Raw genomic sequence first — 15,653 nt, 5'->3', positions numbered from 1 at the left:
ATAAGAGCAATTATATATAGTATAGAAATTTATTTAAGGCAATAAAAACTATTCTACCGTCACGGATTTTGCAAGATTTCTTGGCTGATCTACATTACAACCTCTCATAACAGCAATATGATAAGAAAGCAACTGCAATGGAATTGTAGTTAACAACGGAGTTAAACCTTCAATAGTTTCTGGAACTTCAATTACATAATCTGCCATCGATTTCACTTCAGTATCACCTTCAGTAACTACAGCAATGATTTTACCTTTTCTAGATTTTATCTCCTGGATATTACTAACAACCTTTTCGTAATGCCCTTTCTTTGTTGCTATTACCACAACTGGCATCTGCTCATCAATTAAAGCAATAGGTCCGTGCTTCATTTCTGCAGCTGGATACCCTTCCGCATGGATATACGAAATCTCTTTAAGCTTCAATGCTCCTTCTAAGGCTACTGGGAAATTATATCCACGTCCTAAATACAGAAAGTTAGGCGAATCTTTATAAACCGCAGAGATCTCTTCAATCTGTGCATCTAATTTTAAACTCTCCTCTACTTTTGATGGAATCGCCTCCATCTCCGCAAGGTATTTATGGAAATCAGTTTTAGAGATCGCTCCTTTAGACTGCGCTAATTTTAAAGCGATTAAAGTAAGTAATGTTATTTGCGTTGTAAAAGCTTTTGTGGAAGCTACTCCAATTTCAGGACCTGCATGTGTGTATGCCCCTGCATGTGATTCTCTAGCAATTGAAGAACCTACTACATTACAAACTCCAAATACAAATGCTCCATTCTGCTTAGCCAATTTAATAGCCGCTAGTGTATCTGCAGTCTCTCCAGATTGGGAAATCGCTATCACAACATCTTTAGACGTTATAACTGGATTTCTATATCTAAATTCTGAAGCATATTCTACTTCTACAGGAATACGGATAAGGTCCTCAAAAATATATTCTGCAACTAAACCTGCATGCCATGATGTCCCACAAGCAACAATAATGATTCTATTTGCATTTATAATTCGTTCAAGATTATCTTCGATTCCAGCCATTTTAATAATCCCTTCGTTAATTCGAAGTCGGCCACGATATGTATCTTTTATAGCTTCAGGTTGCTCATGAATTTCTTTCAGCATAAAATGGTCATAACCATTTTTTTCAATCTGCTCTAAACTTAATTGTAGCTCATGAACATAAGGAGCAATAGGCTTATCATCCTTTATTTGACGGATTTTAACATCACGACCTAAACGAACAATCGCCATTTGCTCATCTTCCAAATAAATAGCATTATTTGTAAATTCTATAAATGGAGAAGCATCAGAAGCAATGAAAAACTCATCTTCTCCTACTCCAATAGCAAGAGGACTCCCTAACTTTGCTGTTACAATTTCGTCTGGCTTTGTTTTATCAAAAACAGCAATTGCATAAGCTCCTATCACTTGATTTAAAGCTATCTGAACAGCTTTTCCAAGCTTTACACCTTCGTTTATTTTAATATCTTCAATTAGATTTACTAAAACCTCGGTATCTGTATCCGATTTAAAAGTATATCCTCTTTCTATAAGTGCCTTTTTAATAGAACCGTAGTTTTCAATGATTCCATTATGGATGATAACTAAATTTCCAGAATTAGAATAATGTGGATGTGCATTCACATCATTAGGAACTCCATGTGTAGCCCATCTTGTGTGTCCTATTGCAATATTTCCTTTAGTAATTCCTTCCGAAGAAGCTTTTTCTTTGAGGTCTGCTACTTTTCCTTTAGTTTTACAAAGGTATGTATCTCCTTCATTGTAAAGCACAACTCCAGCACTATCATACCCTCTATATTCTAATCTTTCTAATCCCTTAATAACAATCGGATAAGCCTCTCTAGGACCTATATATCCAACAATCCCACACATACATTAATTTTTTAGGTTAATTACTCTTTGTTTCTGTATAGTAAATTTCAAGCTGTAATTTACTTTCATCTTCGCTTGCCGGAACATTATTTCCGTAAAACACTGTTCCGTAAAGATTCGTTATTGAAGCTTGGGGTAATTCTATTTCTTCTTCTTGATTAAATGCAGACACGTTTAAAATGTTAGCAATATTATTCGTAGTTGTTAATCCTAACTTAACATTAGTAGAATCATTACGAACAATATCATTTACATACTCTGTAAGTCTAAACTTATAACGTGGCCCTACATCATTATCCTCATCTAAAATACCACCATAGACACTATAACTAGTTGAATCAACTCCTGTATTCCCAACTAAATCTCTACTATAATCTGTTAATGTTCTTCCATTACCAAGATCGTATAAATACATTCTAGGAGGCAATGTAATATCTGACTCCTCCGAAAGAGCAGACTTATCAACATAAAAAATCAAATTTGCCTCGTTTATAAGCCAACCTTGTTCTTTTGCTTCTTGAAAAGCAGTTGTTACATCTGGCGCTCCTCCCAACATATTTAATTCTGCATAACTTCCTGCAGCCCCATTAACATAAAGCCTAGAAGCATTTGCATCATTAAATTGATCTAAAATAGACTGAGGATATGCTGACTCATTAATATAATTTATTTTATTACCAGACATTGGCAATCTATAAGTACTACTCTCTACAGTTGTTTCGCCATCAGTTGTACTATCGTAATCATATTCAATCTCCACATAAGCGCTATTAACATTAAGCAACATTGCGAGATCACTATTAGGCATTTCAGCAGAAATATAAATTCCTCTTAGAAACTCTTTGAAATTACTCTGACTTGTTAACACACTCTGACCTTCGTTATCCAATATTTTCTCTTGAAAAAATTGACTATCTAAAGCTACGCGAATACGAGGCGTAAGCCTTTCTGAAGGAATTGCAGACTCATCAACATCTTCTGTATCTGGATCATCTTCATCATTAAAGAATAAGATTTCTGTCTCATCTACTTCATATGTTTCATCAAATAAAACTGTACTCACATAAGGAGCAGGATCTTCATCTGAAAAATATTCTTGAGATTCTTGAAAATTACTCTCTGGATCTAAATCTCGTAGGTATTTAGTGTACTCATTCACCCTAAGTGTAAAAGCCGCGTCTCTATTACCAACAATAGAATCCACCCTATATGGCTTTGGCTCTTCTTCTCCTAAATCTGTAGTATCAGTTAATGCAGTGCTAAAAAATGGAATATTTAAATATACTGCCGTAACTCTTTCATTTTCCGCTTCGTCTGCTGAAGAATTTTCTGTAGACTGAGAATTAGAACCAAAAACAGGATCTCCACTTGTTAAAGACAACTGTGCTGCAAAAGAAGTTTTGGAAACACCATAAACTGGATGTGTATATTCTCCCAATAAATAGGAAGAAAGTCCATTTGTACGAACTCCGTTTAGCTTTCTATTGTATGCAAATACATCATAAGTGACTTTACTGGCATTTATATCTCCCTCATCAACTAAATCCACACCGATAGTATTATAATCTCTTTCACAAGCAGTAAAAAAAGCAATAACACCTATTACAAATAATGCAGATAATACATTACCTCCTTTTAAATTCATCTTCATTTATCGTTTAGATTAACTTAATACTTTGGTTTCGTAAAATGTGTTGTAAGCTTCTTCAAATTCGTAAATTGAAACATGTGGTTGCACAGGAACATCTAAAGAATCGATATGAGCTTTCAAATCTTCTGGCAATTCTTCAGAAGCAACAATTACAGCATCAGAATGATCTACAGCAACTTTCAAAAGATTGCTATACGTAGGATCTTCTAGCGGCTTAATTGTTTCTTCATCAACACCATCAAACTTCACCTTATTAATCATTTCTTTGTCTAACGTTCCTTCGAACCCTTTGTTGTAAACAGAGGTTACTATTTTACTATCTGCAAACAAAGGCTCATCTGCATAGTATTTCTTTAAATATAAAGGAAGTAAGGAAGCCATCCATCCATGAACATGGATAATATCTGGATTCCAATTAAGTTTCTTTACTGTTTCTACAACCCCTTTTGCAAAGAATATTGCTCGTTCATCGTTATCTGGAAACAAGTTTCCATCTTCATCTGTGAAAGTAGCTTTACGCTTAAAATATTCTTCGTTATCGATAAAATACACCTGTATTCTCTCCTTAGGAATAGAGGCAACTTTTATAATAAGCGGCATATCCATATCGTTAACTACAAGGTTCATTCCTGATAATCGGATAACCTCATGCAACTGATGCCTTCTCTCATTAATATTACCAAAACGAGGCATAAAGATTCGTATTTGTCCACCTCTATCATTCACCATTCGTGGGCTTTCGTAAGCCATTGAAGACACTTCATTTTCCGGTAAGTAAGGAACCATTTCTGAAGCGACAAATAATACTCTTTTGTCTGTCATAAAATCAATTTGTTTCTTTAGACTAATCTTTAAAGGACGCAAAAATACAAAAAATATGCCTAATTAGTTTAATTTATATAGCTTTGCACGCTTTTAATTTTTTATCAAATGCAAATTTTTACTCAAAAAGAAGCATTAATTCAATTCCTAGAAAAGGAAAAAATAGAGAAAAAAACCGTCGGCTTAGTACCTACAATGGGCGCTCTGCACAAAGGTCATCTTTCTCTAGTTGAAATGGCTCTTAAAAATAACGATGTCGTTGTAGTTAGTATTTTTGTTAACCCAACACAGTTCGACAACAAGAAAGATCTTGCTAAATATCCTAAAACTTTTGAAAAAGATGTTGAAATTTTAGGAAACCTAAGCAATAACATCATCGTTTTCGCTCCATCAGTTGAAGATATTTACGACAACAATGTAACTTCTGAAACTTTCGATTTTGATGGTTTAGAACATGAAATGGAAGGTAAATTCCGAAGCGGTCATTTTGACGGCGTCGGCACAATTGTCAAAAAACTTTTCCTAATTGTTGCTCCTAACAATGCATATTTTGGAGAAAAAGACTTCCAACAGCTCCAAATTATCAAAAAAATGGTAGCTAAAAATAAGCTTCCAGTAACAATAACAGGCTGCCCAATTAGTAGAGAAGAAAGCGGACTCGCCATGAGTTCAAGAAATGAACGACTCCCAAAAGAAACACGTAATGAGGCGTCTTTTATTTATGAAACTATTATAAAAGCAAAAGAAAAGTTTGGCACAGAAAGTGCTTTAGATACTATAAATTGGATAGAAAAGCAATTTGACAGCAAAGCTAATTTCAAATTAGAATATGCAGAAATTGCTAATGAAGAAACGCTGAAACCTATTAAAACAAAAAAAGAGAACGAACGCTATAGACTTTTCATCGCGGTGTATGCTGGCGATATAAGACTTATAGACAATGTAGCTCTAAATTAATATCTTTGTAAAATGCAAATTGAAGTAGTAAAATCTAAAATCCATAGAGTTACCGTTACTGGTGCCGATTTAAACTATATTGGTAGTATTACCATTGACGAAGCACTTATGGAAGCCTCCAATATTATTGAAGGCGAAAAAGTACAAATTGTTAATATAAATAACGGAGAACGTCTAGAAACTTATGCCATAAAAGGCGCTCGAGATAGTGGAGTGATTACTTTAAATGGACCCGCAGCTCGTAAAGTACAACGTGGAGATATCATCATAATTATCTCTTACGGAATTATGGATTTTGAAGAAGCTAAAAACTTTAAGCCATCTTTAATATTCCCTAATGAGAAAGACAATTCTCTTACCTAAAAGTGAATAAAAAAATTCTAAATATCTTTAAAAAAATACTCCCACTTTTTCTGGGAGTATTTTTAATTTGGTACTCCTACTCCAACACCACACAAGAAGACAGATTAAATATTTACAACGCTATAAAAAACGCTAATTACTTCTGGGTAATTCTATCGGTTATTCTAGGTTTTTTAAGCCATATCTCTCGGGCATTACGTTGGAATTTACTTTTGGAACCCATAGGATACCAACCACGTTTCCCTAATAATATTATGGCTATTTTTGTTGGATATTTAGCAAACTTAGGTATCCCAAGATCTGGAGAAGTATTAAGAGCCACCACCCTAACTTCTTACGAAAAAGTACCCTTTCAAAAAGGTTTCGGTACTATTATAGCAGAGCGTGTTATCGATGTAATTATGCTTTTATCAATAGTATTAATTACTGCAATTCTACAAACAGAAATCATAGCCGATTATTTTGCTGAAAAAAATATAGATTATATAAAACTAATTGCAATCGGAAGTGTATTAATTGTTCTGGGGATTATTTTTTTACTGCTGATAAGAAAAGCAAAAAGTGGCTTTTTTTTAAAAGTGAAAAACTTCGTTTTCGATCTTCTTGAAGGTGCCTTGAGTATTTTTAAAATGAAGAATAAATGGCTCTTTATTTTTTACACTCTATGCATCTGGGTTTTATACATTGCAATGTTCTGGGTTATTAAATATAGTATTCCAGAAACTACATCACTTCCCTTAAATGCCATTTTAGCATCTTTTGTAGCAGGTGCATTTGCCATGACTGCTACTAATGGAGGGATAGGACTATACCCAATTGCGGTAAGTAAAATTCTTCTTATTTATGGAATTTCTGAAACTTCGGGAGACGCTTTCGGATGGATCATGTGGTCTTCACAAACACTGATGGTCGTTATATTTGGAGCTTTATCTTTTCTTTTGCTTCCGATATACAATAAAAACAAATAATTTTATATCTTTCCTTCACCAAATCTTATTATCATGAAAAAGACTACATTAATTTGTACGATGCTCTTTTTGTGTGCTTTAAATTTAAAAGCACAACTAAAATCATCAACAATAGAATCTTTTAAATTAGCAGAAAAAAGAGACATACAGCTGTATGTTCCGGAGAATTATTCCGCAGAAAAATCATACCCACTTATTGTTGTATTAGATGCCGATTATCTTTTTGATGTTGTGGTAGGGAATGTGAAATTTTACACCTACAACAACGAAATGCCAGAAAGTATTGTGGTCGGAATCAATCAAAGTGAAACTCGCTATGAAGATTGTTTTTATAGCGATGAAAGTGGATTCCCTGATAAAAAAGGAAATGATTTCTTCGAATTTATAGGCATGGAACTCATTCCTTTGATCCAAAAGAATTACAACTTAGCAAAATTCAAAGCAATTGTTGGTCATGATATAACTGCCAATTTCTCCAATTACTATCTATTTAAAGGAAACCTATTATTTAACGCCTACATTAATTTATCGCCTACTTTCGCACCGACTATGGAAAGAAACATCCCTGAAAGGTTAGGCGACATAGATGCTATGACTTTTTATTATTTAGCAACTAGCGAAAATGATGAGAAAGAAAATCAGCAGCGAATTCGTGTTTTCGATAACACAATGAAAGGCATTACCAATGATAACGTTCATTATTACTTTGATGAATTTGATAATGCAAATCATTACGGAGTAGCTTCTTATGGAATCCCTAAAGCATTAGATAAAATATTTAAAGTTTATAAACCCATAAGTATAGAAGAGTATAAAAATGAAGTTTTAGAACATGATGGTCCTGTAGTAGAATATCTGACAGAGAAATACAGCACAATAGAAACACTATTCAGTTTTAAAAAGCAAGTAAGCTTAAATGATATGATGGCAATTTATGCAGCCACTAAGAAAAAGGAAGATTTGGAATCTTTAAATGAGCTCAGTAAAATTGCTAAAGACGAATACCCAGATACAATGCTTGGTTTTTTCCTTGAAGCTGAATATCTAGAACAAATGGGAGAACCTAAAAAAGCTATGCGCACTTACGAAAAAGCTTTTGGGATGCAAGAGATAGATTTTGTAACTAAAGATCTTGCTCTAGAGCGTATCGATGCTTTAAAAGCTGACTTTGGTTGGTAAACTAAATATCTTTCAGTAAAAAATAGAAAAACGTTCATCTTTAATTAATTGGTGAACGTTTTTTTATTCAACTTACCTAAATAAGCTCAATTTTACACATTACCTCTTTTCTTTTCTCGAACCCACTCGATATAATCTGTTTGTGAGATTTTAGAAATTCCTAGTTGCCGCATCATCATAACCACTTGCCCTCGGTGATAACTTCCATGATTAAAAACTGTCTGAATTATCTCGCGAGATGGAATAGAGAATTGTTCTTCTTTATGCTGAAACTTAATTTCCCTCTCTAAATCTGCTTTAGCTACAAATTCTTTAAATTCAAAAGACGTACTCTGCCAATTGTCAAAAAGCTTTGCATTATCATCAGAAAAATTTACAATATGTTCTACTGACCAGCCACGATTTTGCATACGAGAAAGCCAACCTGTCTCTGCATACCAAATATGTAAAATTGTAGCTCGGATTGTCGGAAAACTCCCAATAAACTCATGCTCAAAAATCTGATCGCTTTCTGATTTTAAATCATTAATTAATCTATTGTTGGCCCAAATATTATAATTAGCATAATCTAAATATCTTTCCTTCATCAATTCAATATTTTTTTTGATTCAAACATCAATTTAACTTTTTTTAATCAACTAAATTAATTGCTTTCTAAAAGATTATGTCTCTAATAAAATGAAGAGTAAGAACAACTTCCCTAAATCCAATAAAAAAGCGTTCATACAAGATAAAATCTTGATGAACGCTTTTAGTTTGTTGAGTATATATTGACTATTAAGAATTTTATTATGACGTCATTGCAACCATTTGTTGCTCTTTAAGCTCTTTTTTAGTTAAGTCTCTTGTTAACCATCCACTTCTCCCTGCTGTTGCTATTGCATAAGGTGTAATCCAGAAAAGTGTAAATGCATAAAAGATACTATATGGATATGCCCAAAACGATTCAGAAATACTGTGTTTCTTAGCATAAAAGAAAGCATGCATACTTGAGAAAACTATAATCCCGACCAATGTAGAGCTAAGGAATAATAATGGATGCGTAAACACAAAGAATAACATTAATAATATTGCTGGGTAAGCCATTACCATTTTCAACCATTGGTTTAATAATAATACACGAGTTCCAGCTTTAGCTCCTTCTCTAAAGTTTCCAAAAGCAAATCTACTCATTGCAATATTCTCACGAACATTACTTCTTTCCCAACGGATAAACATCTTATTCAAGTTTCTGTAATGCTCAGGAATATTAGTATACACATAAGCTTTACGTTGAAATAATACTTTAAAACCTTGTTTTAAAATCATATTTGTCATCGCACGATCTTCTCCAATCTTAGAAACTTCTCCCATAAAGGTCTGATTAATCCAATCATGAAGACAACCAAAAACTGCAGATCTACGATATGCCGACAACGCACCTGGCGTACATAATACAGAACCTAAACTACTCTGTGCAGAACGTACAAATTCGAAACTAAAAGCGAAATTAACATTCAACATACGCGGTATTAAAGCTTTATCACGATTTAATACACGTACATTACCAGCTACAGCACCACACTCTTCATTCACCACAAAAGGACTTGCCATAATACGTAAAGTATCTTTCAAAACAATAGAATCACTATCCACTGTAATAAACACATCTCCACTTCCTAATTGGAAACCACGGTATAATGCATGTCTCTTACCTCTGTTTTCTGGCTGCTGATATATTGCAATACGATTCCCAAGCTCCTCTTGAGCTTTTTTCATCCAATCCCAAGTATTATCTTGACTTCCGTCATCAATAGAGATTATCTGAAGCTTCTCTTCAGGGTAATCACTTGCCACCAAACTCTTCAAAGTTTTATAAACTAACTCTCCTTCATTATATGCTGGTACAATTACTGTACATAACGGCAATTCATTATCAGAAACCGACTTAATATCTCGGTATCGTAAGTATAGACTTAGTATATAAATTAAAAAACTAAACTTAACTGCCAATAAAGTAATCCCCAATATTACTAGAAAAGAACCCCAACTAGTTGCCATTCTCTCTAATCTTATTTCTTCAAAATAAGGTTGTAAAAAATAAAATGAAAGTGCAGCTCCTACTAACAACAGAAATGTGGCTGTTAAAATAAAAGTTGATGATGAATTGGAAATAAATCTCTCCAAACGATTTGTAGGTTCATTTGGTGATTCTTCTGACGGTTTTGAAAATATAGATTGCTTCATTGTTGTTTACTTTGATTCGCTACTTTTAAAACAACTTTGATACCATTTGATAAAATGATTGAAAAACAACAACTTACAGTATACATCGCAATTAAAATGTGTATAATTTTTATACATAAGTGTCCCCAAGTATACACTTATTTGTGTTCCTTAAGTATACAGTGACTACTTTTATGACTCCAAACTATAAAATCTTCTTCGTACCTTTCGGCTTCAAAAAACTATAGCTGAATGGCAAAGGTCAAAACAACATTTTTTTGTCAGAAATGCGGCACACAATACGCAAAATGGCAAGGACAGTGTTCTTCTTGTAAAGATTGGAATACATTAGTAGAAGAAGTTGTTCAAAAAGAAGAAAAAAAGGGATGGAAGCCTACAGACACTTCTTCTAAGAGAGCAGCTAAACCTTTAAGAATCCAAGAGATTGATGGTTCTCAAGAAATGCGTATGTCTTCTGGCGGAATTGAATTCGATCGTGTTTTAGGTGGCGGCATCGTTCCTGGCTCAGTTATTCTGTTAGGCGGTGAACCTGGAATTGGAAAGAGTACGCTACTCCTTCAAATTGCATTACACCTTCCTTTTAAAACCTTATATGTTTCTGGAGAAGAAAGTCAGAAACAAATAAAAATGAGAGCCGAGCGAATCTTTTCGGGTAGTCAACATTGCTATATTCTTACTGAAACAAAAACTCAGAATATCTTTAAGCAAATAGAAGCTACAGAACCTGATATCCTCATTATAGATTCTATTCAAACCCTACACACTGACCATATCGAATCTTCCGCAGGAAGTATTAGTCAGATTCGTGAGTGTACATCAGAGCTTATAAAATTTGCTAAAGAAACGAATACACCTGTCATTCTAATTGGACATATTACTAAAGACGGTCATATTGCAGGTCCCAAAATTTTAGAGCATATGGTAGATACTGTACTTCAGTTTGAAGGCGACAGAAACCATGTGTACAGAATTTTAAGAGCATTAAAAAACCGTTTCGGTTCTACAGCAGAACTCGGAATTTACGAAATGTTAGGAAAAGGACTCCGAGAAGTGAGCAATCCTTCAGAAATATTAATTTCTAAAACAGAAGAAGAGCTTAGTGGCACAGCAATTGCAGCTACATTGGAAGGAATGCGACCGTTAATGATAGAAGTTCAAGCGCTTGTGAGTACCGCCGTTTATGGAACACCTCAACGAACAACAACAGGTTATAACGTAAAGCGTTTAAATATGCTTTTGGCGGTTCTAGAAAAAAGAGCTGGTTTTAGACTCGGTGCTAAAGATGTATTTTTAAATTTAACTGGAGGTATTTCTATAGAAGAACCTGCAATTGATTTGGCAGTTGTTGCAGCCATTCTCTCTAGCAATGAAGATATTGCCATTGAAAGAGATTTCTGTTTTGCTGCTGAAATAGGTTTAGCAGGAGAAATAAGACCCGTACAAAGGGTAGAGCAACGAATCTTGGAGGCAGAAAAGTTAGGATTTTCAACTATTTTTGTATCTAAACTGAATAAAATATCATTAAAAAACAATCAGATAAAAATCCAACGTGTTTCTAAAATTGAAGATGTTGTAGCCTTTTTATTTGGATAGAAATAACACATAAGAATAGACATGAAAAAAATAATATTAATAGGGTTATCTTTAATAACATTTGCGGCTTGCAAGGAAGCCAATAAAGAGAAAGAAGCTAATTCGCCAAAAGAAGAAGTAACTAAAGAAACTCCCATGAAAACAGAGAATACCATTCCAGAAGGAGTAGATTTTATAGCTACAGGAGAAAATCCTTCATGGAGCTTATTAATCGATTTTGATAAATCGATGACATTCACTTCTTTAGACTCACCAAAGAAAATTAGCACTCCAGTTCCAGAAGAACGTATCCCTCAAGATGTGAATGCTGTAAATTATTCTGCTGAAACGGAAGCAGGAACGCTACAGGTTACCATCTTTAAAAAGCCATGTGAAACTAACAGCGATGAAGCTTTCTCTTATAAGGTTCGTATTTCAACAAAAACGAAAGACATGGAAGATTACAAAGATTTTGACGGTTGTGGAAAGTATATAGGCGATTATCGTTTAAACGATATATGGGCATTAGAAACAATTGACGGAAATCCAGTTGACAAAAGCATGAAACGTCCTAATTTAGAGTTCAATTTACGAACAGGAAAAGTATTTGGTTTCAGCGGATGTAATAGGATTAATGGAACTTTAGTAGTAGAAAAAGATTCTCTTGCAATTGGGGAATTGGTAAGCACGAGAATGGCTTGTAAAAACCAAAACTTAGAAAGTAGTTTCTTAAGTGCAGTTAATAATAAAAGATTCAGCTACAAATACGAAAATCTTATTCTTACTCTTACTTCTGGAGATAACGAGCTTACTTTCAGAAAAGTAGATTAACTAAATTAACACTATAAAATAACAAACCTCGTGTATCCCACGAGGTTTGTTATTTTATAATATTAGATTTTTAAACATGAATCTAATATTAAGGCGCTGGATTGGGTATATTGCTATGAATTTTATTGATTTCCTCAAAGATCTCTCTATCCAAATCAACATCGATACTTGCAATATTTTCTTCCAACTGCTCCATTTTTGTAGCTCCAATAATATTACTTGTTACAAAAGGCTGCGCATTTATAAATGCCAAAGCTAATGTAGCTAAAGACATATTGTATTTCTTAGCCAAATCGTAATATTGACGAGTAGCAGCCAATGAGCGCTCTCCATTATACCTAGCCATTTCAGGAAATAATGTGATTCGCGCATCTTCTATTCCTTTATTTTCAATAAACTTATCTGTAAGACGTGCAAAAGCAAGCGGAGAATAAGGCAATAATCCAACATTTTCACGCATAGATATCTCAGCTAAACCAATTTCATAAGTCCTATTCAATAAATTATACGGATTTTGAATAGTACTAATCCGCGGCAGGCCATTAAACTTATTCTCTTCTAAATAACGCATTACGCTCCAAGGAACATCATTAGAAAGTCCGATGTAACGTATTTTACCCTCTTTAATATATCCTTCTAGAATCTGAAGTATTTGCTGAATATTATCTTCCCATTTTTCATCGTTATTGGTATGATAATCTAAGTTCCCAAAATAATTAGTATCTCTATCTGGCCAATGCAACTGATAAAGATCAATATAATCGGTTTGCAATCTTTTTAAACTTCCATGAATTGCATCATCAAAAGCAGCTTTCGTAAAACCCTCTTTTCTAATAAAGTGTTCGTTAAATTCTGGAGGCCCAGCAATTTTAGAAGCCAGAATAATTTCATCTCGCTTTCCCGATTTTTTAAACCAGTTTCCAATTATCTTCTCTGTACTTCCTTGAGTTGCCACTTCTTTCGGAATAGCATACAACTCTGCAGTATCAAAAAAATTAACTCCTTTATCGACCGCAAAATCCATTTGCTGATGCCCTTCTGCCTCTGTATTCTGCTTTCCCCAAGTCATGGTTCCTAAGCAGATTCTACTGACATCAACATCAGTATTAGGTAGTTTTGTGTATTTCATATAGCAATTTTTAAAAATAAAAGAAGATTTCTAAAAGGGCTCTTCTAACTCCACTCCTAGAAATCTTCTCAAAAATACGAAATTCTAAAATCAAAAATCTTATATCTAAACTTAAGAAATCTGAAATTGAATAATTTATATATCATTTAATAGTTTAGAAACCTCATCTAATTTAGGCGTAAGGATCACTTCAATCCTACGGTTTTTAGCCTTTCCTTCAGCGGTTTCATTACTTGCTATCGGAAGATATTCTCCTCTTCCCGCCGCGGTTAAATTAGAACGATCAATACTACTATTTTCTTCTAAAATCTGCACAATAGATGTAGCTCTTTTGGTTGATAAATCCCAGTTATCCTTAAGACTCGCATTCCCTCCATAAGGCACATTATCGGTATGACCTTCAATAAGCACATTGATATCTGGATTCTGAGCCAATACCGTCCCTAGTTGCTGTACCGCTTTTCTTCCATTAGCATTTACAGCCCAACTTCCACTCTGAAACAATAATTTATTCTCCATAGAAACATACACTTTACCTCCGCGTTGCTCTACAGTTAATCCTTTCCCTTCAAAATCTAATAATGCCTTAGAAATAGCATCTTTTAAATTTTTCATTGCTTCATCTTTAGCAGCAATCAATCCTTCAAGCTCTATAACTCTTTGAGAACGTGCTTGCAATTCTTGCTTTAAAGCATCCAGACGTGAACTCTCCTCCGCCAATGCTTTCTCTTTTTCTTCCAATTGCTTTAATAAAGCTCTATTCTTTTCAGAATTAGCTGTTATTGCTGCACTACTATTTTTCTCTAAAGCATTATAAGACGCCTCCAAGTTTGCTAGATTATTTTTAGCCGCTTCATAATCTTGTCGTAGCCTATTACGCTCTGCAACAGCTGCATCATATTCTTTTTGGAGCTTACTTAAATCGTTCTCTAAGCGATTATTCGCTGCATTTAACTCCTGGTTTTTAGCGGCAGTATCATCATTCTGACCTTTTAGAGCATCATATTTACTTTGTAAGTCATTATATACTTTAGATGAAACACAAGAAGTTGTTAGCCCAACAAAAAGTAATCCTATAAATATTTTTTTTAACATTGATATATTTTTAAAATTATAGTCAAAGCTGCCATTAATCTTCAATCTCAACAAGTATTGGACAATGGTCGCTATGCTTAGCCTCTGGTAATATAACGGCTCTTTTTAATTTTTCTTGTAACGGCTCTGCTACCATATTATAATCAATACGCCAACCTTTGTTATTGTTTCTAGCATTGGCGCGGTAACTCCACCAACTATAATTATCTGGCTCTTTATTAAAGTGACGGAAACTATCAATAAATCCACTATCTATAAAGTTTCCTATCCACTCTCTTTCTACTGGTAAAAAACCAGACACTTTAGCATTTCTAACAGGATCATGAATATCTATAGCTTCATGACAAATATTATAGTCTCCACAAATAACTAGATTTGGAATATCCTTTTTTAACGAATCTATATACTCTTGGAAATCGGCCATATACATTAATTTATGCTCCAAACGAGCTAAATTAGTCCCTGAAGGCAAATATAAACTCATCACTGAGCAGGTATCAAAATCTACTCTTATATTCCTCCCTTCAAAGTCCATATGTTCAATTCCTGTTCCGTAGGTAACATTTTTAGGCTCTGTTTTGGATAAAATAGCGACTCCACTATATCCTTTCTTCTGAGCACTATACCAGTAATGATAAGGGTAACCAGCTTCTTCAAAAACAGATAAATCTAATTGTTCTTTATTAGCTTTAATTTCTTGTAGGCAAATTACATCTGGATCTGCAGATTGCAACCACTCTAAAAAACCTTTTTTTAATGCTGCTCGGATTCCATTTACGTTATAGGAGATAATTTTCATGCTTATTTTTATTTTTCAAGAATTATAAAGTCGATTTATGACAAAAAGCTAAAATAAGGATATTAAGAGGAAACTAAGATATATGGAGTGAAAGTAAAGAGTGAAATTATCAACATTTTACATTTTAATCAGAAAGTTATGGCATCGCCGTCAAAACTATTATTT

Annotated in this window: 14 protein-coding genes; 6 read left to right on the top strand and 8 right to left on the bottom strand. The window is 33.9% G+C overall.

Annotated features, from left to right (window positions below; translation table 11 throughout):
* Window positions 1-48 precede the first annotated feature (48 nt).
* Genes glmS through ACN0TY_RS04490 form a run of 3 tightly spaced genes read right to left on the bottom strand, consistent with a single transcriptional unit; the run spans window position 49 to window position 4,369 of the window.
* Window positions 49-1,896: a glutamine--fructose-6-phosphate transaminase (isomerizing) gene (gene glmS, locus ACN0TY_RS04500; protein WP_417443525.1), complete on the bottom strand. Its 1,848-nt coding sequence runs from the start codon at window positions 1,894-1,896 to the stop codon at window positions 49-51.
* A gap of 16 nt (window positions 1,897-1,912) precedes the next feature.
* A complete protein-coding gene (locus ACN0TY_RS04495; protein ID WP_417443524.1) occupies window positions 1,913-3,541 on the bottom strand; it encodes a DUF4270 domain-containing protein in 1,629 nt (542 codons plus the stop codon).
* An 18-nt stretch (window positions 3,542-3,559) separates the two neighbouring features.
* Complete coding sequence (locus ACN0TY_RS04490; RefSeq protein WP_417443523.1) at window positions 3,560-4,369, bottom strand: glycogen/starch synthase; 810 nt, start codon at window positions 4,367-4,369, stop codon at window positions 3,560-3,562.
* A 108-nt stretch (window positions 4,370-4,477) separates the two neighbouring features.
* Here ACN0TY_RS04490 and panC point away from each other — a divergent pair, with 108 nt between their 5' ends.
* The 4 genes from panC to ACN0TY_RS04470 are packed head-to-tail and all read left to right on the top strand — an operon-like array spanning window position 4,478 to window position 7,836.
* Window positions 4,478-5,326, top strand: coding sequence for a pantoate--beta-alanine ligase (gene panC, locus ACN0TY_RS04485; protein ID WP_417443522.1), 849 nt, complete (start codon window positions 4,478-4,480; stop codon window positions 5,324-5,326).
* A gap of 12 nt (window positions 5,327-5,338) precedes the next feature.
* On the top strand, window positions 5,339-5,689 hold the full coding sequence (panD, locus tag ACN0TY_RS04480; RefSeq protein WP_236957855.1) for an aspartate 1-decarboxylase: 351 nt from the start codon (window positions 5,339-5,341) through the stop codon (window positions 5,687-5,689).
* A 2-nt stretch (window positions 5,690-5,691) separates the two neighbouring features.
* Window positions 5,692-6,657 carry a lysylphosphatidylglycerol synthase transmembrane domain-containing protein gene (locus tag ACN0TY_RS04475; RefSeq protein ID WP_417443521.1) on the top strand — a complete coding sequence of 322 codons (966 nt, stop codon included), beginning with the start codon at window positions 5,692-5,694 and terminating at the stop codon, window positions 6,655-6,657.
* Between the two features lie 33 nt (window positions 6,658-6,690).
* Window positions 6,691-7,836, top strand: a complete 1,146-nt coding sequence (locus tag ACN0TY_RS04470; protein ID WP_417443520.1) for an alpha/beta hydrolase — start codon at window positions 6,691-6,693, stop codon at window positions 7,834-7,836.
* Between the two features lie 92 nt (window positions 7,837-7,928).
* Here ACN0TY_RS04470 and ACN0TY_RS04465 read toward each other — a convergent pair whose 3' ends face one another.
* Together ACN0TY_RS04465 and ACN0TY_RS04460 are read right to left on the bottom strand one after the other, a co-directional pair.
* Window positions 7,929-8,423, bottom strand: a complete 495-nt coding sequence (locus ACN0TY_RS04465; protein ID WP_417443519.1) for a DinB family protein — start codon at window positions 8,421-8,423, stop codon at window positions 7,929-7,931.
* A gap of 202 nt (window positions 8,424-8,625) precedes the next feature.
* Complete coding sequence (locus ACN0TY_RS04460) at window positions 8,626-10,062, bottom strand: glycosyltransferase family 2 protein (RefSeq protein ID WP_417443518.1); 1,437 nt, start codon at window positions 10,060-10,062, stop codon at window positions 8,626-8,628.
* Window positions 10,063-10,293: 231 nt separating this feature from the next.
* On the opposite strand from ACN0TY_RS04460, the gene radA reads away from it, so the two are divergent.
* Together radA and ACN0TY_RS04450 are read left to right on the top strand one after the other, a co-directional pair.
* A complete protein-coding gene (radA, locus tag ACN0TY_RS04455; protein WP_236957850.1) occupies window positions 10,294-11,655 on the top strand; it encodes a DNA repair protein RadA in 1,362 nt (453 codons plus the stop codon).
* 21 nt (window positions 11,656-11,676) lie between these two features.
* A complete protein-coding gene (locus ACN0TY_RS04450; RefSeq protein WP_417443517.1) occupies window positions 11,677-12,465 on the top strand; it encodes an META domain-containing protein in 789 nt (262 codons plus the stop codon).
* Window positions 12,466-12,553: 88 nt separating this feature from the next.
* On the opposite strand, the gene ACN0TY_RS04445 is transcribed toward ACN0TY_RS04450, so the two are convergent.
* The 3 genes from ACN0TY_RS04445 to ACN0TY_RS04435 all read right to left on the bottom strand — a co-directional run bounded on the left by ACN0TY_RS04445 (window position 12,554) and on the right by ACN0TY_RS04435 (window position 15,488).
* On the bottom strand, window positions 12,554-13,594 hold the full coding sequence (locus ACN0TY_RS04445; protein ID WP_417443516.1) for an aldo/keto reductase: 1,041 nt from the start codon (window positions 13,592-13,594) through the stop codon (window positions 12,554-12,556).
* A gap of 135 nt (window positions 13,595-13,729) precedes the next feature.
* Window positions 13,730-14,689 carry an OmpA/MotB family protein gene (locus ACN0TY_RS04440; RefSeq protein WP_236957847.1) on the bottom strand — a complete coding sequence of 320 codons (960 nt, stop codon included), beginning with the start codon at window positions 14,687-14,689 and terminating at the stop codon, window positions 13,730-13,732.
* A 34-nt stretch (window positions 14,690-14,723) separates the two neighbouring features.
* A complete protein-coding gene (locus tag ACN0TY_RS04435; RefSeq protein WP_417443515.1) occupies window positions 14,724-15,488 on the bottom strand; it encodes an exodeoxyribonuclease III in 765 nt (254 codons plus the stop codon).
* Window positions 15,489-15,653 lie beyond the last annotated feature (165 nt).

Origin of the sequence: Joostella sp., from assembly GCF_048266025.1 — a bacterium.
Lineage (GTDB): Bacteria > Bacteroidota > Bacteroidia > Flavobacteriales > Flavobacteriaceae > Galbibacter > Galbibacter atrarenae.
This window is presented reverse-complemented; position numbering and strand designations above follow the sequence as displayed.